Source organism: Mitsuokella sp. AF33-22 (assembly GCF_003475755.1).
Taxonomy (GTDB): Bacteria; Bacillota; Negativicutes; order Selenomonadales; family Selenomonadaceae; genus Mitsuokella.
The window spans coordinates 65022-86734 of the sequence record NZ_QRQA01000008.1 but is presented as its reverse complement, the minus strand read 5'-3'; the positions used below and the strand labels follow the sequence as shown (position 1 = coordinate 86734).

Annotated in this window: 24 protein-coding genes; 2 read left to right on the top strand and 22 right to left on the bottom strand. The window is 57.7% G+C overall.

Going from position 1 to position 21713, the window contains the following annotated elements; translation table 11 throughout:
- Positions 1-149 precede the first annotated feature (149 nt).
- The 8 genes from DWZ54_RS06545 to DWZ54_RS06510 are packed head-to-tail and all read right to left on the bottom strand — an operon-like array spanning position 150 to position 8174.
- Positions 150-881, bottom strand: a complete 732-nt coding sequence (locus tag DWZ54_RS06545; RefSeq protein WP_118474978.1) for an energy transducer TonB — start codon at positions 879-881, stop codon at positions 150-152.
- Positions 878-1294 carry a biopolymer transporter ExbD gene (locus tag DWZ54_RS06540; RefSeq protein ID WP_118474977.1) on the bottom strand — a complete coding sequence of 139 codons (417 nt, stop codon included), beginning with the start codon at positions 1292-1294 and terminating at the stop codon, positions 878-880. Before DWZ54_RS06540 ends, DWZ54_RS06545 begins: the two co-directional genes overlap by 4 nt.
- Entirely contained in the window at positions 1294-1920 is a 627-nt protein-coding gene (locus DWZ54_RS06535; protein ID WP_118014989.1) for a MotA/TolQ/ExbB proton channel family protein, read from the bottom strand. Before DWZ54_RS06535 ends, DWZ54_RS06540 begins: the two co-directional genes overlap by 1 nt.
- A 51-nt stretch (positions 1921-1971) precedes the next feature.
- A complete protein-coding gene (locus tag DWZ54_RS06530) occupies positions 1972-3069 on the bottom strand; it encodes an ABC transporter substrate-binding protein (RefSeq protein WP_118474976.1) in 1098 nt (365 codons plus the stop codon).
- Positions 3062-3868, bottom strand: coding sequence for an ABC transporter ATP-binding protein (locus DWZ54_RS06525; protein WP_118474975.1), 807 nt, complete (start codon positions 3866-3868; stop codon positions 3062-3064). Before DWZ54_RS06525 ends, DWZ54_RS06530 begins: the two co-directional genes overlap by 8 nt.
- Positions 3869-3916: 48 nt before the next feature.
- Positions 3917-4921 carry an iron ABC transporter permease gene (locus DWZ54_RS06520; protein WP_118474974.1) on the bottom strand — a complete coding sequence of 335 codons (1005 nt, stop codon included), beginning with the start codon at positions 4919-4921 and terminating at the stop codon, positions 3917-3919.
- On the bottom strand, positions 4918-5931 hold the full coding sequence (locus DWZ54_RS06515; protein WP_233541640.1) for an iron ABC transporter permease: 1014 nt from the start codon (positions 5929-5931) through the stop codon (positions 4918-4920). Before DWZ54_RS06515 ends, DWZ54_RS06520 begins: the two co-directional genes overlap by 4 nt.
- A gap of 17 nt (positions 5932-5948) precedes the next feature.
- Complete coding sequence (locus DWZ54_RS06510) at positions 5949-8174, bottom strand: TonB-dependent siderophore receptor (RefSeq protein ID WP_118474973.1); 2226 nt, start codon at positions 8172-8174, stop codon at positions 5949-5951.
- A gap of 271 nt (positions 8175-8445) precedes the next feature.
- On the opposite strand from DWZ54_RS06510, the gene DWZ54_RS06505 reads away from it, so the two are divergent.
- Together DWZ54_RS06505 and arsB are read left to right on the top strand one after the other, a co-directional pair.
- Positions 8446-8760, top strand: a complete 315-nt coding sequence (locus DWZ54_RS06505) for a helix-turn-helix transcriptional regulator (RefSeq protein WP_118474972.1) — start codon at positions 8446-8448, stop codon at positions 8758-8760.
- A 66-nt stretch (positions 8761-8826) separates the two neighbouring features.
- Positions 8827-9876, top strand: a complete 1050-nt coding sequence (arsB, locus tag DWZ54_RS06500; RefSeq protein ID WP_118474971.1) for an ACR3 family arsenite efflux transporter — start codon at positions 8827-8829, stop codon at positions 9874-9876.
- A gap of 144 nt (positions 9877-10020) precedes the next feature.
- Here the strand turns inward: arsB and DWZ54_RS06495 are convergent, their stop codons facing one another.
- From DWZ54_RS06495 to atpG, 14 genes are all read right to left on the bottom strand, one after another.
- Positions 10021-10464: an Hsp20/alpha crystallin family protein gene (locus DWZ54_RS06495; protein WP_118014982.1), complete on the bottom strand. Its 444-nt coding sequence runs from the start codon at positions 10462-10464 to the stop codon at positions 10021-10023.
- Between the two features lie 267 nt (positions 10465-10731).
- Positions 10732-11508, bottom strand: a complete 777-nt coding sequence (locus DWZ54_RS06490; RefSeq protein WP_118474970.1) for a histidinol-phosphatase HisJ family protein — start codon at positions 11506-11508, stop codon at positions 10732-10734.
- A gap of 8 nt (positions 11509-11516) precedes the next feature.
- Positions 11517-11777, bottom strand: a complete 261-nt coding sequence (locus DWZ54_RS06485; protein WP_118014980.1) for a TIGR03905 family TSCPD domain-containing protein — start codon at positions 11775-11777, stop codon at positions 11517-11519.
- Between the two features lie 52 nt (positions 11778-11829).
- Positions 11830-13356 (bottom strand): Na+/H+ antiporter NhaC family protein, encoded by a 1527-nt coding sequence (locus DWZ54_RS06480; protein WP_118474969.1) that lies wholly within the window; start codon positions 13354-13356, stop codon positions 11830-11832.
- A 77-nt stretch (positions 13357-13433) separates the two neighbouring features.
- Entirely contained in the window at positions 13434-14312 is an 879-nt protein-coding gene (gene rsmA / locus DWZ54_RS06475; RefSeq protein WP_118014978.1) for a 16S rRNA (adenine(1518)-N(6)/adenine(1519)-N(6))-dimethyltransferase RsmA, read from the bottom strand.
- Entirely contained in the window at positions 14312-14884 is a 573-nt protein-coding gene (gene rnmV / locus DWZ54_RS06470; protein WP_118014977.1) for a ribonuclease M5, read from the bottom strand. Before rnmV ends, rsmA begins: the two co-directional genes overlap by 1 nt.
- 31 nt (positions 14885-14915) lie before the next feature.
- On the bottom strand, positions 14916-15590 hold the full coding sequence (locus DWZ54_RS06465; protein ID WP_118475015.1) for a thymidylate kinase: 675 nt from the start codon (positions 15588-15590) through the stop codon (positions 14916-14918).
- Positions 15583-17124 carry an aminotransferase class I/II-fold pyridoxal phosphate-dependent enzyme gene (locus tag DWZ54_RS06460; protein WP_118474968.1) on the bottom strand — a complete coding sequence of 514 codons (1542 nt, stop codon included), beginning with the start codon at positions 17122-17124 and terminating at the stop codon, positions 15583-15585. Before DWZ54_RS06460 ends, DWZ54_RS06465 begins: the two co-directional genes overlap by 8 nt.
- Positions 17125-17236: 112 nt before the next feature.
- Positions 17237-17431 carry a hypothetical protein gene (locus tag DWZ54_RS06455; protein WP_147369903.1) on the bottom strand — a complete coding sequence of 65 codons (195 nt, stop codon included), beginning with the start codon at positions 17429-17431 and terminating at the stop codon, positions 17237-17239.
- Positions 17432-17470: 39 nt separating this feature from the next.
- Positions 17471-17926: a nitrous oxide-stimulated promoter family protein gene (locus DWZ54_RS06450; RefSeq protein WP_118014974.1), complete on the bottom strand. Its 456-nt coding sequence runs from the start codon at positions 17924-17926 to the stop codon at positions 17471-17473.
- A gap of 111 nt (positions 17927-18037) precedes the next feature.
- Positions 18038-18802 (bottom strand): TSUP family transporter, encoded by a 765-nt coding sequence (locus DWZ54_RS06445; RefSeq protein WP_118474966.1) that lies wholly within the window; start codon positions 18800-18802, stop codon positions 18038-18040.
- 175 nt (positions 18803-18977) lie between these two features.
- Complete coding sequence (locus tag DWZ54_RS06440; protein ID WP_118474965.1) at positions 18978-19412, bottom strand: F0F1 ATP synthase subunit epsilon; 435 nt, start codon at positions 19410-19412, stop codon at positions 18978-18980.
- Positions 19413-19415: 3 nt separating this feature from the next.
- Entirely contained in the window at positions 19416-20825 is a 1410-nt protein-coding gene (gene atpD, locus DWZ54_RS06435; protein WP_118474964.1) for a F0F1 ATP synthase subunit beta, read from the bottom strand.
- A 22-nt stretch (positions 20826-20847) separates the two neighbouring features.
- Positions 20848-21705, bottom strand: a complete 858-nt coding sequence (gene atpG / locus DWZ54_RS06430) for an ATP synthase F1 subunit gamma (protein ID WP_118474963.1) — start codon at positions 21703-21705, stop codon at positions 20848-20850.
- Positions 21706-21713: the final 8 nt, after the last annotated feature.

Here is a 21713-nt window from a genome sequence, read left to right as displayed (position 1 = left end):
ATTCGTTACTTTAATTTTATGATTTTTCTCAATTCAAAACAATGCGTTGATTCTGGACTTTGGTAGGGCAATTCTGCAAAAAAAATTGACCATCTGACGAGTTGACGTCAAATGGTCGTTTTGCTGATTCTCACGAAAGAGTTATACCATCATAGATGGAAGTTGAAGGTCTTGGCCCAATAGCTCTTGACGGGTTCGTCGTAGTCGTTGCGGGCCGGTGTGTAGCGGTAAGTCATGATGGCCGACGTGGCGGCGGCATCGAGCTCCGGCGTGCCGGAGGAAACCGTGATTTCGGGGTTGCTGACGCTGCCGTCTTCATTGATGACGTACTTGACCGTCACGCTGCCCGAGACGTTGCGGGCACGCAGGCTTTCCGGATACGACGGCGCCGAGCCGCCGAGCTCCTGCGCACGCATCTTGACGTGCTTGGCTTTGCCCGGGTCATGCGGTGCGGGGCCCTGCTGGCCGCTGCCGCCATGGCCGTCCGGCTTGCCCCGCGCATCCCCATGGGGATTCTTGCCCGCAGCCTTGGCATCGCCGGCGGGTTTATCCGCATGCTTCTCCTTGTCCGGCTTTTTTTCATCCGGCTTTTCCTTCTGATCCTGTTCCACCGCCGGCGCCGGGACATCGGGATTGACGACGATGGGATCCACAGCCGGCGTTTCCGCGGGCTCAGCTGCCGCATCGTCAGCCGCTGCTTCCTCGGCGGACGAGTCATCTTCATCCGTCATGTTCTCGTAGATCTCGACATCGACGGGACGGCTCTCGCTCGAAACGGCCTGGAAAAGGCCGGTGGCGGCGACCAGCAGCAGAAGGATGACATGAACGCCCACGGAGGAACACCAGCCGATCAGCCGGTCTTTATCTTCTGTGGTCTTCATGATTTTCCTCCCGCCGAATCGGCAGCCAGGCCGAAGCGGCTGATACCAGCTGCGCGGAAATGATCCAGAAGCTCGACAACCTTGCCGTAATCGATGCCTTCATCGGCGCGCACGACAATCGCGAAATGCGAGTTCTGGCGGTTCTCTTCCTTGGCACTCTTGATGAGCGCCGCTTCTTCAATGGGCTTATCCTCAAGGTACAACGTGCCATCCTTCTTCATTGTGACGAGGTACGTCACGTTCATCTGGGTCTGGGCGTGCTGTGCCTGCGGCATGTTGACATCAACCGTCTTGAGGTTGACCATGTAGAGCGTGCTGATCATGAAAAATACGAGCAGGAAGAACATGATATCGATCATCGGGATGATCATGACTTCCGGCTTGGCAAAGCTCCGTCTGTCTCTAAGTCGCATCAGGCCGCCTCCTCACTTGCCCCGGCCGTCGCTTCGACCAGCGAGAAGCACTGCTCCATATCCGTGACGATGTTCTCGACGCGCTGCGTGAAGTAAGCGTGAACAGCCAGCGAGAAAATCGCAACACAGAGGCCCATGGCCGTAGCGATCAGGGCCTCGCCGACGCCGCCCGTGATGGCCGTGGCCTGACCGGACTCCAGATTGAAGACCGAGAACGAGGTAATCATGCCGCTGATCGTGCCGAGCAGGCCCAGAAGCGGTGCCATCGTGACGATGACGCTAAGGTAGTACAGGCGGTTGCGGAGCTTTGCGAGAGCGATGCCGGACTGGATTTCCATGTAGGCGGCAGGGTTCACGGCTGCTTCCGGCTTCTTTGTGATGACGGTGAAGAGGATGTCCGCCAGGGCTCCGCGGGAATCATCGGCCAGCTTGCGCGCCTTCTGCCAGTTGCCGTTGGAAAGTGCCAGATAGAAGTCACGGGCAAAGCCGCGGCCGGAATCCATGCGGCGGAAATACAGTGCACGCTCCACGCCGATCGAGACGACGAAAATCGAGCAGAGCAGAAGGATGTACATGACGATGCCGCCCTTCTGGAAAAATTCAAAACCGGTTGCGAGAAGTTCCATAATGTTTTTTCCTCCTGTGTTCACGTATATTCACGAATAGAGATATGCTTGTCATCGGTCTGCTGCGGCCCCATGCCCCAGCCAGTTCACGAGGTCCTCGATGGCCAGTTCCTTGGCGATGAGGCCATGCGCATTCCAGACGACGGAATTGACTTCGAGCAGATGGCCCTTGCGCACGGCAGGCAATGTCTGCCAGAGCGGGTCCTCACGCAAAGCAGCATAGCGCTTCGCGGCAGCCTCCTGATTGCCCGCCGCACCCGCGCCGTACCCGCTGGAAAGCACGAGATAATCGGCGTCAAGGTCCGGCAGGGACTCCATGGAAAGCACCATGTTGTTCTTGTTTGCATCGAGCGCCACGACCATGTCCGGCGGGCGCAGATTCAACAGCTCGTACATGAAGCGGTTGGTTGCATTGGCCGAGTAGGGATAAAGACGGATTTCCTTCTGCAGGACGCGCAGCAGTGACACCGTCTGATTGCCGATTTGCTGCTTGATGGCCAGACGGGCCTGCCTGACCGTGGCATAGTACGAGAGCAGGCGGCTCTCGCCGAGCTCCGGCCGGCCCACGGCTTCTGCCATGGCCAGCTCCGTCACTTCCTCATCCTGCAGGTCAAGCGGCGCCACCGGCGCAATTTTCGAGAGTGCCAGATACGTATTCTTGTCATAGCTGTCACGAAGCAGGATGAGGTCCGGATGGACGTCCTGGACCTCTTCAAGGTTGACCGTGCGCGTATCCGGGTTGATATGGATATTCGCAAGGTCCATATCCTTCATGAAGGGATAGAGATACGACGTAGATACGACATGCGCGGCGACGATGGGCAGATGCATGGAAACGGCTGTATCCTCCAGCCCTACCACGGCAATGCGCTGCGGGTGATCCGGCAGCATGGTCTGCCCGTATTTATGCATCAGGATCTTATGGCCGTCCTCCTCCGTGAATTTCTTGCGCGCTTTTTTCTGTATGGATTGGAAACGGGCCGTAAGTTCCGCGTCAATCGCTTCAGGCGTATCCTCGCGCGGCACGGCAGGGTCAAAGAGCGCCGTGCTTTTCTTGGGTGCTGCCTGTTGTGCGCCGCAGCCTGCCAGGCAAACGGCGGACAACAGCACGAAAAGCACGAGAAGAATGGCGTACGGCCGCTTACGCATGCTGTGGCTCCTTTCTCTCCCGTTGCACGTAGGGAATGCAATACGGGCTGCCGGAGCGCGGATCGCGCAGGATTTCCGCATCGATGCCAAAGACCGTGCGCAGCATGTCCTGCGTGAAGATTTCCGCCGGCGCTCCTTCGTAGAGCAGCTGCCCCTTCTTCATCGCCAGCAGATGGTCGGCAAAGCGGGCAGCCTCGTTGAGTTCGTGAATGACCATGACGATGGTCTTGCCGTACGCCTGGTTGAGGTGGCGCACGAGCGTCAGCACGTCGAGCTGATGTGCCACGTCGAGGAAACTCGTCGGTTCGTCAAGTAACAGGATTTCCGTATCCTGCGCAATGGCCATGGCGATCCAGGCACGCTGACGCTGGCCGCCCGACAGAGCTTCCACGGGACGGTCGACAAATTCCATCATGTCGGTTTCCGCAAGTGCCCACTCCACCATCTCGCGGTCCTTCTTCGTCGTGCGGGCGAAAAAGCGCGGACGGTACGGTGCCCGTCCATAATTGACGAGCTCGCGTACCGTTAGCCCGGAAGGGGCCGTCGGGTTCTGCGGCAGGATGGCGAGTTTCCGCGCGAGCGTGCGGCTGTCTTCGTCGTGAATGGGCCTGCCATCCAGGAGGACCTCGCCGCCCAGTGCCGGCTGGATGCGGCAGATCGTCTTGAGAAGAGTCGATTTGCCGCAGCCGTTGGCACCGATCAGTGCTGTCACGCGGTGAGCCGGGATCTTGAGATTCATCCGTTCAATGATGACGGCATTCTCATAACCGGCCCTGAGATTGCGAGCTTCAAGCTCCATGTATCTGTAACCTTCCTTTCTGAGGCTGTCTGAGCGTTTGCGGCTGCATCAGCCTCTGCTGCGCGCCAGGATATAGAGGAAATACGGCGCGCCGATCAGCGAAACGATGAGGCCCACGAGCATCTCGTCCGGTGCGATCACGACGCGCGCGACGCCATCGGACAGGACGAGCAGGATGCCGCCCAAAAGTGCCGTCACCGGCAGGAAGCGCCGATGCATGACACCCACAAGGCGGCGGGCGATATGCGGGCAGATGAGCCCAATGAAGCCGATGCTGCCGGCTACAGCCACACAGGAGGCAGCGAGCACCACGGCCGCCATCAGGTAGAGAAAACGCGCCCGGTTGATGGGAATACCGAGGCCGATGACCGTTTCTTCCTTGAGCGACAGGATGTCGAGCGTCTCATGGCTGGCAAAGAAGAATGCGAGGAAAAGGCAGACAATCACCAGGAGCACCGTGACCTGACTCCAGCTGTTGCCGAAGATGCTGCCGATCAGCCACGTATTGACCTGATGGAATTTCGTCGAATCCAGGCCGACGAGGCAGAGGATCTGCAGGGCGTGGAGCCCGGCGGTCACGGCAATGCCGTTGAGCACCAGCGTGTACGTCGAGGTCATATGCCCGCTGCGGTACGTCAGGCGGTAAATGGTCAGTGCCGCCAGCGCGCCGCCGAGTACCGCGGCCAGCGGCTGCTCCCAGATTTCAAGGCCCTTGGCTGCATCCGTCATGTAGATGAGCAGCATGACCATGAGCCCGGCGCCGGCATTGACGCCCAAAAGGCTCGGACTCGCGAGCTCATTCTTGGAGACGGTCTGGAAGATGGCGCCGGAAATGGCCAGCCCCATGCCGATGAGCACGGCCAGCAGGGAGCGCACCATGCGGAAATCGTAAACCGTCAGCATCTCCTGCGGCGTCCCTCCAAAAATCAGGATGGAAGCCAGCTGTTCCTTTGACAGATAGTGATACCCCAAAGAAAGATGCCAGAAGAACAGTACCGCCAGGAAGAGGACCAGCACGGTGATCAGTGCGGGATAACGCAGGGTGGATTTCATCCGCGGCGCACCTCCTTCCGGTTGGCCAGGTACAGGAAAAACGGCACGCCGACGACAGCTGTCACGGCACCGAGCGGCGTCTCAAACGGAGGCGCCACCATGCGTGCCAGGATATCGGCAATCATGACGAGATTGGCGCCGAGCACAGCTGAAAACGGAATGACCAGACGGTAATCGATGCCCACCAGCCGCCGCACGATATGCGGGACGACGAGGCCGACAAAACCGACGGGACCGGCCACCGCCACGGCGGAACCGGCCAGCAGCAGCACGGAAAGTCCCGCGAACACGCGGATGCGCGGGAGCCTGCCGCCGAGGCCGATGGCCATTTCCTCACCGAAGGACAAAAGCGTGATGGAGCGCGAGATCGAGAGCGCCGTCAAAAGACCAACAGCTGTCCAGGGCAGGACGGAAAGGATTGTCGGCAGCTTGATGCCGGAGATACCGCCCGCTGTCCAATAACTGAGTTCCTGCGCCACATCGAAGTAGACGACGAGCACTTGCGTGACCGCGAGAAAGACGGCGCTGACGGCCGTACCAGACAAGGCGATGAAGACAGGCGATACCTTGCCCTGGCGCGCGGAGGCCAGAAGCAGGATGAGGGCCGTCGCCAGCGCCGCACCGGCAAACGCGCAGAGAATCGTGGCCTGGAACGATGCCAGCGGCCAGGCGATCATCGCCACGGCCAGCCCGAAGCTCGCCCCCGCATTGATGCCCAGGATGGACGGGCTTGCCAGCGGATTGTTGGTGACGCCCTGCATCAGGGCGCCTGCCACCGCAAAGCTCACACCACAGACGATGGCTGCCAGCAGGCGCGGAAAGCGCAGCGTGCGCACGATGAGCCCCTGCACATCCGAGGGATCGGCCGCCGTAAAAGCATGCAGGATATCCCGCAGCGGGATATCCTGCATGCCGATCGTCAGGAAAAAGAGAGAAAGTCCGAGGAAGAGAACAACCGAACAGACCGCAAAGAGTGCACAATATCTCGTTGAAATCAGTCTCGCTTGCAAGATATACCCCTTCCCACTCAGAAATCGGCACTCAGCGACAGCATGAACGTCCTCGACTTGCCGAGGAAGACACCGTCATTGATGAGTGCACGCCAGTAATTGCGGTTCGTGATGTTGTAGACATCACCGCGCAGCGTCATGGGGATGTGGCCAGCCTTGAATTTGTAGCGGGCACCCATGTCCCAGGTAGCCCATGGCGAAACACGGAAGCTGTTGCTCTCGTTCGTATAGGCATCGCTGTTGTACGTGAGGTTCGTCGTGAGCGTCAGACCCGGCACCGACGGGATGTCCTGCTCGAGGCCGAATACGGCATTCCAGCGCGAGGTTGCGGCCACGCGGTTGCCGTCGTACTGGCCGTCCTGCGTATTGCGGTATTTCGCATCGAGGAACATGATGCCGCCCATGATGCGCGTGCCCTGATGCGGCTCACCGTAGACATTCCACTCAATGCCGCGATGACGGATCTCGCCGCTCGGGGAGTAATAACCGGCACCGTCACTGATCAGCGTCGGCGACTGGATATCGAAACCGGCGAGTGTCGTTGCCCATTTGCCGAAGTCGTATTTGACGCCGACCTCATACTGCTTCGTCTTGAACGGTGCAAAGGCTTCGCCGTAGTTCTTGGCCGTCGTATCCGAGACAACGGAATCACCGGCATCGAGGCCCTGCATGTAGTTTGCATAGAGCGAGACATTCTTGCGCGGCTTGTAGACGGCGGCAAAGGCCGGCGTAAAGACGGATTCATCGTAATGCGCTTTGACGGCACCGGTCTTCGTATTGTACGTATCGACCTTGACATTCTGCTCGCGGGCACCCATGATGAGCTGCCATTTCTCGTTCGGCGATGAGATGATATCGGAGATGGCCATGCCCGTGAAGGTATTCTCATCGTTTTTCGGCTCAGACCAGGAATACGGGTTTTCCGGCGTCTGGAAATCAATGTTCCAGAGGTTCGTCTTGAGTGACGACCCCACCTTGCGGTTATTCATGTAGCGGGTGTAGTGGATGCGGTTGGCCGAGAGCGTCAGCTCATGCTTCCAGTCACCCGTGAAGACTTTACCGCGCACGCCGACTTCGCCGGAATCCGCCTTGTTGACCTGATTGTTGTAATTGTACTGCATCGTGGCATTGCCCAGGGCATCCGACAGCTTGAAATTGTTGTAGAAGTACTCCATCTTCGTATTGCGCAGGCCATACGAGAAATACGCCGTCCAATCCTTGTTCAGGTCGTATTCACTGTGGATCATGCCGTAATTCTCATGGATGGAGCGATAGCCGCCATCCGCGCCGAATTTCGTATCGCGCGGCACGCGGAACATGCTGTTCATCGTCTTGAGGGCACCGGCACCGATCGTCAGCTGATACTGCTGATCGGAAACCTTGTTGTAGACCGAGCCGAAATCAAAGCTCGTGCGCCAGCGGTCCGTCTTGTAATCGGCGCCGATCGTGATGGACGAAGTGCGATTGTGCTCGTCGAGGGAAGATTCACCATTGCGGTTGAGGATGTTGATGCGCAGGCCAGCCTTGCCATCGTCCGTGCGGCGGCCGATATCGAGGTGCTGCGTAAAGATCGTGCCGTCACCGAATGAGAGAGTCAGGCGCGTCAGCGGTTCCTGATCTGCTCGCTTCGTGACGTAGTTGACCGTGCCGCCCAGCGAGCCGTTCGGTGCGATACCGGCCAGAAGGACACTCGGTCCCTTGAGCACATCGACGCGCTCGACGCCTTCGATGCCACCGTAGAAGCGCGGCGCCACACCGTAAAGACCATTGAGCTGGACATCCTGCTGCTGCGCCTTGAAGCCGCGGATATTCCAGGCGCTCGAAACGCCCGACAGCGTCTGATTGCTGATGGATGGATCATTGGCGATGAGGTCTGCCACCTGCGTGACTTGTTTGTTCTCAATGGTCTGCTCCGTATACCCCGTGATGCTGAACGGCGCATCAAGTGCCGGCTTATCCCCCAGGATGCCAAGGTCAACATTCTTGGCCACCTGACCGCCTGCATAGGCATTCTCAGCCGGCTGCTCCGGTTCTGCTACCGGTTCCACAGAAGGTGCTTCGGGAGCTGCCTTCTCTTCCACCGCTGGCGCCGGTTCGGCATTCTTGGCGGCATAGATATCAACCGCACCAGAATCATAGACTTCTTCATCGGCCGCTAAAGCAGAATGCATCGAAAACGGTGCAAACAGACAGCCGCCTACTACGGCCAACGCGATTTGACGTTGGATGAATCTCTTTTTCATAATGTGTCTTTCCCTCTCTTTTTCACAATTGATACTCATTACCATCCATTTTCTTTTCTACCATATTATCAAAACAGAAACTCATTATCAACTGTCAAAGCAAAATATAATGCAAATTTTATGTTATAATCATCTTCTTAATTATAATTAATATTTATGTATTCATATGAAATACCACATCAGTGCCATCATTCTCTCTTATATATTGACGTATGTAAATGTATTATCTATAATGAAAACAAGAGATCGATGAAGGAAAGGAAGATACAACATGATATCATCCGCACAACGCGTAAAGGTATTCAAAGCCCTGGGCGATGCCAACCGTCTGCATATCCTGCAGCTGTTGCAGCAGGGGGAGCAATGTGCCTGTGTCCTGCTTGAGAATCTCAATCTCTCCCAGCCCACGCTCTCCCATCACATGAAGATTCTCTGTGATGCCGGTCTGGTCCGGAGCCGCAAGGACGGCAAATGGGTCTATTATACGCTGCAGGCCGATACCATAAAGGAAATTTCCAACTGGCTCTCAGAGCTGCAGCACGTATCGGCAGCCGTCCCCGGAAAAAACTGCCGCTGCCAGGACTGAGCTCCTGGTTTTATCCCTTTTTAATTCATATATTTCAATCTGTCTATTTATAAGGAGTCTTTTGCCATGCGTTCGCCAAACAGCAGTCCCATCAATTTCTTCCAGCGGTACCTGACAGTCTGGGTACTGCTCTGCATGCTTGCCGGTGTCGCCATCGGCCATTTCCTGCCGGCCATCCCCGCCGCCCTCGGGAAGATGGAGATTGACGGCATTTCCATCCCCATCGCCATCCTGATCTGGCTGATGATCTACCCCATGATGATCAAGGTCGATTTTGAGAGCATCCGTGCGGTCGGCCGGGCACCGAAGGGGCTCTTCGTCACCTGGATTGCCAACTGGCTCATCAAGCCATTCACGATGTATGCACTCGCGTATGCGTTCTTCTTCGTCCTGTTCCGTCCGCTCCTGCCCGCAGATCTTGCGACCTCCTATCTGGCAGGAGCCGTCCTTTTGGGAGCCGCGCCCTGCACGGCCATGGTCTTTGTCTGGAGCACGCTGACACGCGGCAATCCGGCCTATACGGTTGTCCAGGTCGCCACGAATGACCTCATCATCCTCGTGGCCTTCGTGCCCATCGTCAAATTCCTGCTGGGCGTCTCACATGTCAGCGTCCCGTACGATGTGCTCTTCCTGAGTATCTTCCTGTTCGTCGTCATTCCGCTCGCCGCAGGCGTTGCCACGCGCCTCTTCGTCGTGCGGAAAAAAGGCCTTGCTTATTTCGAACAGGAATTCGTTCATTCCTTTGACGGCATCACGACGGCAGGCCTCCTGCTCACACTCGTCATCATCTTCAGCTCACAAGCCCAAATCATTCTTGAGAATCCGCTGCACATCCTGCTGATTGCCGTGCCGCTGATCCTGCAGACGTTCCTGATTTTCGGCCTGACCTACGGCGCCTGCTGTCTGCTGCGCCTGCCCTTTTCCATCGCGGCACCGGCCGGGTTCATCGGTGCGTCGAATTTCTTTGAGCTGGCCGTGGCCGTAGCGATTGCCCTGTTCGGTGTGACAAGTCCCGCTGCACTCGCGACAACCGTCGGCGTGCTCACGGAAGTTCCCGTCATGCTGACGCTCGTGCGACTGGCCAACCTTACCCGGGACCATTTTCCAAGGCCATGAGTAAGGACACGGCATGTTCCCTGCCTCTCCCGATCCTCCTCTTATGTACAAAAGAGCGGGGACCGCAAGATCTGCGGTCCCCGCTCTTTTTATCGTTAGAGAGAGTTATGAGGGAAAGCTAAAGTAATGGTATTCAAGCCGACATCAGCCATTGATGGCAATCGTATGGCCTGCGGCGGATTCTTCCGTCTTTTTCGGCATGTGGACACAGAGGACGCCATCCTTGTAATCGGCCTGGCATTTCGTCTCATCGATGTTGTCGATGTAGAAGGAGCGGCTCATGGAACTCGTGCGGCGTTCACGGCGCACATAATTGCCTTTCTCGTCCTTCTTGTCTTCATTCTCATCCTGCTTCGTCGCAATGGTGAGGTAGTTGTCTTTATAACTCAAGGAGATGTTCTCTTTCTTGAGGCCCGGCAGCTCAGCCATGAGATCGTAGCTGTCGCCGTTATCCTTGACATCGACCTTGAAATCCGGTGCCTTGAAGTTCGTCAGGAACGGTTCGTCAAAGACATCAAACAGGCGGTCGAAATCATTTTCTTCTCTTGCCAGATCTTTACCGGATACAAATGGAACTAAACCAAACATAATCAAAATCCCCTTTCTGCAAGCTTGCCTGAGCGGCACACCCGAAGCGGTGCTCGCTGCCCGGGAACTTTTTGGAAATATTGTCATCGTGGAGTTCCGGGTTCCTTGCGGTTCCCTTTCCTCTTTACAATTCTTATTATAGCTCAAATGGTCAAAATGTCAATAGGTCAAAATAACAATTCATCAAAAAAAATAGAGGTGCCGCGGCAGCAGGTATTTTGCCTGTTGCCGCAGCACCTCTATGCAACAGAATGCTGCAGGTGATGTTCAGCTTTGCTGGCAGAATTCCAGCTGGCGGCTGCGGAACGTGACAATCTGCAGCCCCAGCGTGTCCACAAGCTCTTCCGCCGTGTGGAAATGACAGGCGACGGCATCGGCCGTATGGGCATCGGAACCCACCGTCACATAGCGGCCGCCGAGTTCCCGGTAGCGCTGGTAGACGGGCACAAGTTCCTTGAGTGCGCGGCGGCTGCCGAGGCGGCGCGTGTTGAGCTCAAGCACCGTTCCCGTCTCGATGACAGCGCGCAGCACGTCATCGATATCTTCTCGGAAATCTCCATACGAGATTTCCGGATTATCGTACGGCGCATAGCGCGCGATGTAGTCGATATGCGCGAGCACGTCGACAAAATCGTGACGGCGAAGATTTTCTGCCATCTGTTCATAATAGCGGTGGTAAACCTCCGCTTTCTGACGGCCAGCATAGAATTCCGGGTAGTAGATATCGCCGCCGTCGACGAGATGGATGGCGCCGATGACGAGATCAAACGGCACCTCTTTTGCAAAGGCTGTGCTGCGCTCTCTCGTCTGCTCCCACATGCCGATCTCCACGCCAAGGCGGACGCCCTCGCCCCGCAGCGGCTCATATGCCTGCCAGTAGGCATGCGGATCAAAGGTAAAGTCAATCTCCCCCGGATAGTCGAGGTCGAGATGCTCCGTGAAGACGATGCCGACGCCGCGCTCCTGCGCGTTCTTCAGAGCATCCTGCGCCCGCATCTCAGAGTCAGCTGAGAAGGCCGTATGGCTGTGACTGTCGAAGATCATGAGCCACCTCAGCCTTTCTGCTCAGCTTCGTAAGCGGCCTGCAGGGCCTTGGCCAGCTGGTCGGGGCAGGAAGTCGGACGCGCGCCACAGGTATTGCCCTTGAAGCGTCCGATGACAAAATCGATATCGAGGCCCTCGACGAGCTTCGAGATGCCCTTGAGGTTGCCGTTGCAGCCGCCCTCGAAGGAGACGTGCCTGATGGTCTTGCCATCGAGCTCAACCTGGATGCGGCGGGAGCACGTGCCCTTCGTCTGATACGTGTAAATCATGTGTATCGCTGCCTTTCTTTCCATCAGAGAATATCAGGGAATACGATGAGAATCAGCGCTGACTCTCATCATTGGCGATTGCTGGGACACGGGCCAGGATATAGGCCATGCAGATGCCCAGGCAGATGAGAGCCGTCACAAGGCCCAGCCAGCCGTTTGCCGTAAAGCCGTCCACGAGGTAGCCGAGGAAACTGCAGGATGCCACCACTGCGACATAAGGAATCTGCGTGCTGACGTGGTCGATATGGTGGCACTGTGCACCCGCAGAAGCCAGGATGGTCGTATCGGAAATCGGCGAAGCATGGTCGCCGCCGACAGCGCCCGAAAGGATGGCGGCAACGCAGACGACGAGCATGTTGGGGTCATTCGTGCCGAGCACGGCGATGGCAATCGGGATGAGGATGCCAAACGTCCCCCACGAGGTTCCCGTCGCGAAGGCCAGGCCGATGGCCACGAGGAAGAAAATCGGCGGCAGGAACAGGATGATCGAGGCATGCGCGCTGACGACGGCGCCGACAAAGCCGCCGAGGTCGAGGTATTCCTTGCTGCAGATGCCCGAAAGCGTCCAGGCCAGGCAGAGGATGAAGATGGCCGGCGTCATGGCCTTGAAGCCCCAGCCAAAGCTGTCACAGAACGCATTGAACGTGACGATGCGGCGCGGCAGGTACAAAAAGCCCGTGAAGACGAAGGCGATGAACGAGCCGAGTACGAGGGATTTCGAGGAATCGCAGTTTGCAAAGGCCTCTGCGACGCTCTTGCCCTCATAGATGCCGCCCGTGTAGAGCATGCCGAAGATGCAGGCGGCAATGAGGACGAGCAATGGCAGCAGCAGATCGATCATCTTGCCATGCCCCTGATCCTCATGCTTGATCTGGGATTCATCGGTATCCTGATATTCCTTCGGAATCTCAAAATGCTTCTTGTTGGCGAGGATGCTCTTGCCCATAGCTGCAAAATCACGCCCCGTCCAGATGATGAAGACCATGAAGAGGATTGTGAGCCAGGCATAGAGGTTGAATGGAATCGTGTGCAGGAAGAGCGCGAAGCCGTCGATGGTCGTATCTTCCGGCAGGGAGGAGCCGACGGCGGCTGCCCAGCTCGAGACGGGAGCGATGATGCAGACCGGCGCAGCCGTCGCATCGATGATGTACGCGAGCTTCGTGCGCGCAATCTTGAACTTGTCGGTGACTGGACGCATGACGGTGCCAACCGTCAGGCAGTTGAAGTAGTCATCGATGAAGATGACGACGCCGAGCAGCGCCGTCAGGAGCAGCGCGCTGCGCGGGCCGTGGATGGTCCTGACGGCCCAGTCACCATACGCCCTGGTTGCGCCCGAGCGCGTGATGGCGGCCACGAGGATGCCGAGGATGACGAGGAAAACGAGGATGTTGACGTTGCTGCCGACTTTATCGGCCATGACCTCAAACATCGTGAGGATTGCTGTGAGGACGTTGCCGCCCGTGAAGAGCAGTGCTCCCGAGAAAATGCCGATGATCAGCGACATGTAGACCTCTTTGGTCCACAGTGCCAAGACGATCGTGATGATTGGCGGGAGGATTGACCAGGCTGTTGCTGCCATTATCATACCTACTTTCTTTGCTTATTCCTAGTGTTACAAAGGTATTCTATAACAAAAGCATCATACTAGCAAATGTTTTATGCATTTTTCTGCGCGGCAAAGGCATCGGCCAGCTGGCCAAACTCCGCGAGCGTGAGCGTCTCTCCGCGGCGAATCGGGTCAATGCCGGCAGATTCAAGGGCGTCGCGGACCTGCTCCTTCGGGAAGCCGGCGCCGCGCAGGGCATTGGCCAGCGTCTTGCGGCGCTGTCCGAAGGCGGCCTTGACGACACGGAAGAAGAGCTTTTCATCCTGGACATCTACGGCCGGCTTCCGGCGGACGCGGCACGAGACAACGACGCTCATGACCTCCGGCGCGGGGATGAACGAGCGCGGCGGCACATCGAGCACGATTTCCGGTTCCGTGTAGTACTGGACGGCAACCGAGAGTGCCCCATAGATGCGTGAACCCGGTTTGGCGGTCATGCGCTCCGCCACTTCCTTCTGGACCATCGTGACCATGTGCGTGATGGGCAGGCGGCGTTCGAGCAGCGTCATGAGGATTGGCGTCGTGATGTAATACGGCAGGTTGGCCGCGACCTTGAACGGTCCTTCGCCCATGATCTCGGGGATATTGACCTTGAGGATATCGCCCGGCACGATCGTGACGTTGTCGTAGGCCTTGAGCGTTTCCTTGAGCACGGCGGGCAGCTTCTTGTCAAGCTCGACGGCCGTGACCTCAGCCCCGGCTTCCGCAAGGCCCTGCGTCAGCGTACCGATGCCCGGGCCGATCTCAAGCACCCGGTCGCCCGGCTTGATCTCAGCGGCATCGACGATGCCCTGCACAATGCGGGCATCGATGAGGAAGTTCTGACCGAGCTTCTTGCTCATGCGCAGTCCAAAGGCCTTGAGAATGTGTGTCGTCACTTCACGGCTCGCGATCTTGGGCTGCAATACCTTCTCGTCTTCTGCGTTCATCAGATTCCCTCCTGCTTTCCTGCGTGTTCTTCGTCTTCCTGTGCCATCTCGGCGATGGCGCGGTCAAATTCCTCGCGGCTCACGCCGTAATGATTGAGGCGCGTCAGGAATGTCTTGGCATTGGCAAAGCCGAGTCCGAGCTTCTCGCCAAGGCGCGCCCGGCGCGAAGAAGCCTCCGGTGCACCCGAAAGGCCGTGAATGATGAGATCGGCCCCCGAAAAGATCTGCTTCGGCTCCCAGTCGAGCGTGCGGACTTTTGCGAGTGCCTTGCGGATGGCCTCCGGCTTCGCCTGCTCAATGCCGATATCGTCATGAGCCGTCGCTTCCTCGACCGGCACGAACGCGTGCTTGGCCTCGGGGAAACGCTTCGACAGGAATTTGCGGATGCGTTCCCCTGCCGAATCCGGGTCCGTCATGATGATGATGCCCCGTTTCTTATAAGCCTGCTCGATGTTTTTCAAAGCCTGCGGCTTCAAATTGAAGCCCTCCGTGATGATGCAGTCGGCTTCGACTGCCTTGTCGATGGCCACGACATCCATTTTGCCCTCGACCACCAATACTTCTTTAATCATGTCGTTCCTTTCCTGTTCGATGAAATGCAATTTACGCCAATACCGATTGAACGGCCGCATAGACGTCCCGATGGATTGCTTCGACGGCGCGCGGCTCGCCGCCTTCGCTGCAGGCCACGCGCGCCCAGCCGTACTGCCGGGCCAGGCTGACATAGGCCGCATGGCAGCGGTGCAGGTAGTCCGTATCGCGTTCATGGATGTCCTTCTCCGTCTGCATCTTGGCCGCACGGGCAGCGATCAGGCGGTCCGCGACGGCGGGGTCCATGTCGAGGAAGACGACCTTATCCGGTACGGGCAGGCCGAGCTTCGTGAATTCAAAGTCCCAGAGCCAGTCGAGGAACGCCTTGCGCTCGTCCTCATCCGCAATCTTGATGGCCTGATGGACCATATTCGAGGTCGTGTAGCGGTCAGCCAGGATGATGTCGCCGGCATCGTAAAACGATTTCCATTTCATGCGGAAAGAGGCGTAGCGGTCCACAGCAAAGAAGGTCGACGCGGCAAAGGCATTGACATCTTCCGCATGGCCGCCGAAGTCCCCCCGCAGGTACATGCGCACGGGCATGGAGGCATCTGAGGCGTAATCGGGGAATTCCACGCGATGGACGCGGTGGCCGTCACGGCGCAGATGCTCGTAGAGCGCTTTGGTCTGCGTAGCCTTGCCCGAGCCGTCTCCGGCTTCAATGATGATGAGTTTTCCCTTATTCATATCCATATCTCTTTTCTTCATCCTGTACATGCGTGGAGTCCTCCGCCAGAACCTGCAGATGCTGCAGGGAGGCGTCCTGCGGCCCCACGACCTTGAGTCCGAGCTCCTGCATATACCGGATGTAATGCAGGCTCGCCTCGTCGATGCGGTCACCGGGGCAGAGAATGGGGATGCCCGGCGGGTAAAACATGACCTGTTCAGCCGCCACTCGTCCAGCAGCCGTCGCAAAGGACACCGGCTCCTTGCGGGCAAAGAAGGCCAGACGCGGCGAGCAGCCGGCGCCAGGCAAAGGCGGCAACGGCGGCACATCGAATCTGCCCTCTCTGTCTCTTGAGTGATGATGTGCGGCCAGCTCCTGCAGCGCATGGAGCAGATAAGACGTCTCGCGCTCCGTGTCGGCATAGGAAATGATGAAGAGCACGTTGCGCGCATCGGAGAGTTCACACTGGATCTTGTACGTATGGCGCAGGATGGCTTCGGCCTCGACACCGGTCAGGCCGAGACCTGTCACCGTGACCGTAACCTTCGTCTCGTCGAGTCCCGAGGCGCCCGGATGTCTGACGTATTCAGGGCCGAAGGACCAGAGGCCGTCGATCTCATTGATGCCGGCGCGCAGCTGCCGTGCCAGGCGTACCGCACGGCCCACGAGCCTCTCCCCGTCCTCTGCCATCTGCAGCCGCGCGATGTCAAGGGATGCGAGCAGCAGCTGATTGGGGCTCGTGGACTGCAGCAGGCTTGCCGCCTCGCGCAGGCGTTCAAAATGAACGCGCGGCCCCTTGGCGAGCAGCATTGAGGTCTGTGTCATGGAGCCCAGCATCTTGTGCGTGCTCTGTGCGACGATATCCGCGCCACAGTCAAGCGCCTGCGGCGGCAGTTCCCCGCTGAAACGCAGATGCGGGCCATGGGCCTCGTCAACGAGCAGCAGCATGCCGTGCGCATGGACGAGCTTCGCCAGCACCGAAAGATCGAACGTCACGCCGTAATACGTCGGGTGGACGAGCACGAGAGCCCGCGCTTCCGGATGCGCGTCAATGGCGGCTTTGACTGCGGCCGCAGTCAGCCCCATGGCGATGCCGAGCCGCTCATCGATTTCCGGCTGGATGAAGACCGGCCTGGCCCCCGAGAGGATCAGGCCGCCGATCACCGAACGATGCGCATTGCGCGGCACGAACACCGTGTCGCCGGGACAAAGGCTGCCCATCAGCATGGCATGGATGGCTCCCGTCGTGCCGTTGATCATGAAGTAGGCCTGATCGGCACCGTAAAGCTCAGCTGCGAGTTCCTGTGCCTCGCGGATGCACATGGTCGGCTCATGCAGGTCATCGAGCTCTTCCATCAGCGAGACTTCCTCGCGCAGCCCCTCCGGCGTCACGAGTTTGCGCAGCAGCGCATGCGCGCCGAGTCCCTGCTTATGCCCCGGCGTGTGGAACGCCAGTGCCCCATCCTCTGCGTAGGCACGCATGGCCTCGGCAATCGGGGCGTGATGCGCCCGTTTCTCCTTCCTTTGATCGTTTCCCGGCAATCTGCCATCCATCCTTTCTCTTTTCCACATGCAGATGCGGGTTATCCACCGCTTCTGTTGAAAATGTGCATAAAAATGTGGATAACTGCGCCGCAAACAGCCGAGTTATCCACAGGTCGTACCATTATTTTTTCTGCTGCCGCTTCGTCAAGCGATGAATCACGATGAGGACAACCACGGATCCTATCAGGATATAGCCATCCCTGGTGCGCACCAGGGATTCCGTCCCTTCCGTCTCCATCTTCGCATATATGGCAGCCAGTACGAGCAAGGCAACCAGGATATTCATGATTGCCTTGGCGTGTCGTTTCCAGAACAAAGAAACCGCCCCCTCGTCATGCATCGCAAAATGCGGAGATTATTTCTTCCCCTTGCGCTCCTTGGCACGCTCCTTCGATGCCTTCTCCTTGGCCTTGACTTTATCGTCAAGCTTCTTCTGCTGCTGATACTTCGCGTAATCGACGCCCATGCTGGCCAGCTTGTGCTTGAACGTCATGACCGGATGGCGCAGGAACATGCGCTTCTGCGTGCTGTTCATGATCTTGAGGAATTCCTGCGTCTGCTTGGCGCCGAAGCACGGACGGTCACAGCGGTCGCAGATGGGCTTCGTGATGCCATAGGGGCAGCGGTTCATCTTCGTCATGACCGTTGCGAGAAGTGCCGTGCACTTCGGGCAGAGCTTGTCGCCCGAGGTGCCATGATGGCTGTGGCAGTAGATGCCGAACGTCTTCTTTATGTTCGCTTTTTCCTTCGGGATATTATTTTTGATCTCTACCGGTTTCTTTTTCGGCAGGAATCGCGAAAAAATGCTCATAGTCAATCACCTTTCACCATGATTCAGATATAGATTAGTACTTTTCTATTTTACGGTTATTCGCGTATAAAAGCAAGAAAACTTTCCTCAGGGCAGATCCCCTGCCATCACTCATTTGAAAAGCTCCAGCAGCTGCTTGCCGATGAGGACCGTCGTCATGATGATGAAGAGCGGCCGCACGTAGCCGGCACCCTTGGACAACGCAACGCGCGCACCGCACCAGGCCCCGACGATCATCGAGAGGCCCATCGGGATGGCATGCGCAAAGTCCACGATGCCGAAATAACTGAACAGCACGGCCGCCGCGATGTTGCTGGCAAAATTCAGCGCACGCGCATTGGCCGCCGCACCGAGGAAATCGAAACCGACCATCAGGAAGGCAAACAGCAGGAAGGAACCCGTGCCCGGGCCAAAGAAGCCATCATAGAAGCCAAAAGTAAAGGCGACCACCCCCGAGAGCGCGAGCAGACGCGTGCTCATGCCGCTGTAAGTGGACTCCTTGCCCCAGTCCTTCTTGAGCACGCTGTAGATGAGCACGAGGATCAGCATGACGACGACGAGCGGGCGCAGGAATTCCGAAGGGATCTGACGCACGGCCAGCACGCCGACGGCCGAGCCGATCAAAGAGATGGGGAACAGGCGGCGGATGAGCCAGCCGTCGACCTTGCCCGAGCGCACGAAGGTCATGAAGCTTGTGAACGCGCCCATGACGGCCGCAACCTTATTCGTGCCGAGCACCGTAAGCGGCGGCAGGCCCGTCCACATGAGGGCCGGGATGGAAATCAGCCCGCCACCGCCGACAACGGAATCGATGAACGCTGCCATAAAGCCGAAAAATACGAGGAACCCCAAGGTATTGATATCCAATAACTCCATACATAACGCCCTTTCCATGTACTCACGCGTGCATATCGCAAAAGCTTTGTTTATTATATCATAGCCAGGGCTTTACTGTCCTCCCCGTGCTCATGCTTCGCTGCTTTTACCGCAAAAAAACTGCTGCGCAGAGCATTTGCTTCGCGCAGCAGTTTTCAAGTCCTGTATGACCGGATCAGTCTTCAAACTCTGTTTTCGTGGCACGCAGACGCGCGATGGCGCGCTGCAGGGCGAGTTCCGCCCGTTCCACATCGATATCCTTCGATTCCGGCGTATGCTGGTGGAACGCCTCGATGCGGGCCTTGGCGCGGGCCATGGCCTCCTTGGCGCGGTTGATATCGATATCGATCGGCTGCTCAGCAGCCGTGGCGAGCACCGTGATCTTTTCCGGCGTGACTTCCATGAAGCCGCCGGCCACTGCGATGAGCTGCTCGTCGCGGTCAGCGCCGAGGCGCACGCGCATGGCATGCGGCACCAGGCCTGTCACGAGCGGCGCATGATGCGGCAGGATGCCGAGCTCACCGCCCGTCGAACGGACGATCAGCATGCTGATGTCGTTCGTATAGACCACTTTATCCGGAGAGACAATCTCTAGCTTGATAGTCGCCATCGATTACTCCTCCTCTTTGATCTTCCGTGCCTTCTCCACTGCCTCATCGATCGTGCCGACCATGTAGAATGCATTCTCCGGCAGGTCATCGTACTTGCCTTCGAGAATCTCCTTGAAGCCGCGTACCGTCTCCTTGAGCGGCACGTACTTGCCCGGCGAACCCGTGAATACCTCTGCAACGAAGAATGGCTGCGAGAGGAAACGCTGGATCTTGCGGGCGCGCGATACCGTCAGTTTATCCTCATCGGAAAGTTCTTCCATACCGAGGATGGCAATGATATCCTGGAGTTCCTTGTACTTCTGAAGCACAGCCTGGACGCCGCGGGCGACCTGGTAATGCTCCTCGCCGAGGACCTCTGCATTGAGGATACGGCTCGTGGAATCGAGCGGATCAACGGCCGGATAAATACCGAGCTCTGCGATCTGACGCGAAAGAACCGTCGTGGCATCGAGGTGCGTGAACGTACCAGCCGGTGCCGGGTCCGTGAGGTCATCGGCCGGGACATAGACAGCCTGGACCGACGTGATGGAACCATTCTTCGTCGACGTGATGCGCTCCTGCAGAGCACCGATATCCGTGGACAGCGTCGGCTGATAACCAACGGCCGACGGCATGCGGCCGAGCAGGGCCGAAACCTCAGAACCTGCCTGAATGAAACGGAAGATGTTATCGATGAAGAGGAGCACGTCCTGATGCTGGACATCGCGGAAGTACTCTGCCATCGTGAGGCCCGTCAGTGCAACGCGCATACGTGCTCCAGGGGGCTCGTTCATCTGACCGTAAACGAGAGCCGTCTTGTCGATGACGCCCGACTCCGTCATTTCGCCCCAGAGGTCATTGCCCTCGCGCGTGCGCTCGCCGACGCCGGCAAATACGGAATAACCGCCGTGCTCCGTTGCGATGTTATGGATGAGCTCCATGATAAGGACCGTCTTGCCGACACCAGCGCCGCCGAAGAGGCCCGTCTTGCCGCCCTTCGAGTACGGAGCAATGAGATCGACGACCTTGATGCCCGTCTCAAGGATCTGTGCACTCGTCTCCTGTTCGTCGAACTTCGGAGCCGGACGATGAATCGGCCAGGATTCCTTGTTGCCGACCGGAGCCGGATTATGGTCAACCGTCTGACCAAGGACGTTGAATACGCGTCCAAGGCATTCCGTGCCGACCGGGACCATGATCGGATGGCCCGTATCGACAGCTTCCATGCCACGCATCAGACCATCCGTCGAGCTCATGGCGATGCAGCGCGTCACGCTGTCGCCGAGGTGCTGCATGACTTCGACCACGAGGTCAATCTTGACGCTCGTCTCGCCCTTGATGGTGACTGCGTTGAGAATTGCCGGCAGTTCACCTGCCGGGAATTCGATATCTACGACAGGTCCGATGACCTGTACGACTTTACCTTTTGCCAATGGTAAACCTCCTTATATGCCCTTATTTGAGGGCTTCGGCGCCGCCGACAATCTCCGTGATCTCGCGGGTGATGCCAGCCTGACGTACCTTGTTGTAGTGCAGGTTCAGCTTGTCCATGAGGTCTTCTGCATTGTCCGTCGCGTTGCTCATCGCGTTCATGCGCGACGAGAGCTCGCTGGCTGCCGACTGCAAAAGTGCCGCGTAGATAACCGTGAAGAGGTACTGCGGAAGCATGAAGCCGAGCACCGTAGCTGCGTCCGGCTCATAGATGTACTCCGTATGCAGGGTATCTTCTTCCTCAGCCTCCAGCGGTGCAAACGGGAGGATTGCTCCCGACTTCGGCTCGCAGCTGATTGCGGAAACGAATTTCGTATAGATCATCGTCACTTCACGATACTTACCGCTCTTGTAAAGGTCAATGAGCGACATTGCAATCTCATGTGCCTTCTCTGGTGTAGGACGCTCGCTGATGCCGATGTATTCCTGAATGACCTTATAGCCCCGGCTCTTGAAATGACCGACGCCTTTGCGGCCGACAATGACGAACTCCGTATCGTCTTCCTTCTCGATGAGGGCTTCCGCCTCTTTGCAGGCATTCGAAGAATACGCACCTGCGAGGCCCTTGTCCGACGTGATGAGGAAGATGAGCTTCTTGCCGTCTTTATGCGTTTCAAGCAGGGGATGCGAGAAATCCGTACCCGCATTCTTCGCGATGGCATGAACGACTTCGCTGACCTTTTCTGCATAGGGACGATTCGACGTCGCAGCCTCTTTGGCGTGACGCAGACGGCTCGTGGCGACCATGTTCATGGCACTCGTGATCTGCTTGGTACTCTTTACACTCCTGATGCGATGGCGAATATCCTGTAAACTAGCCAAAAAGAATC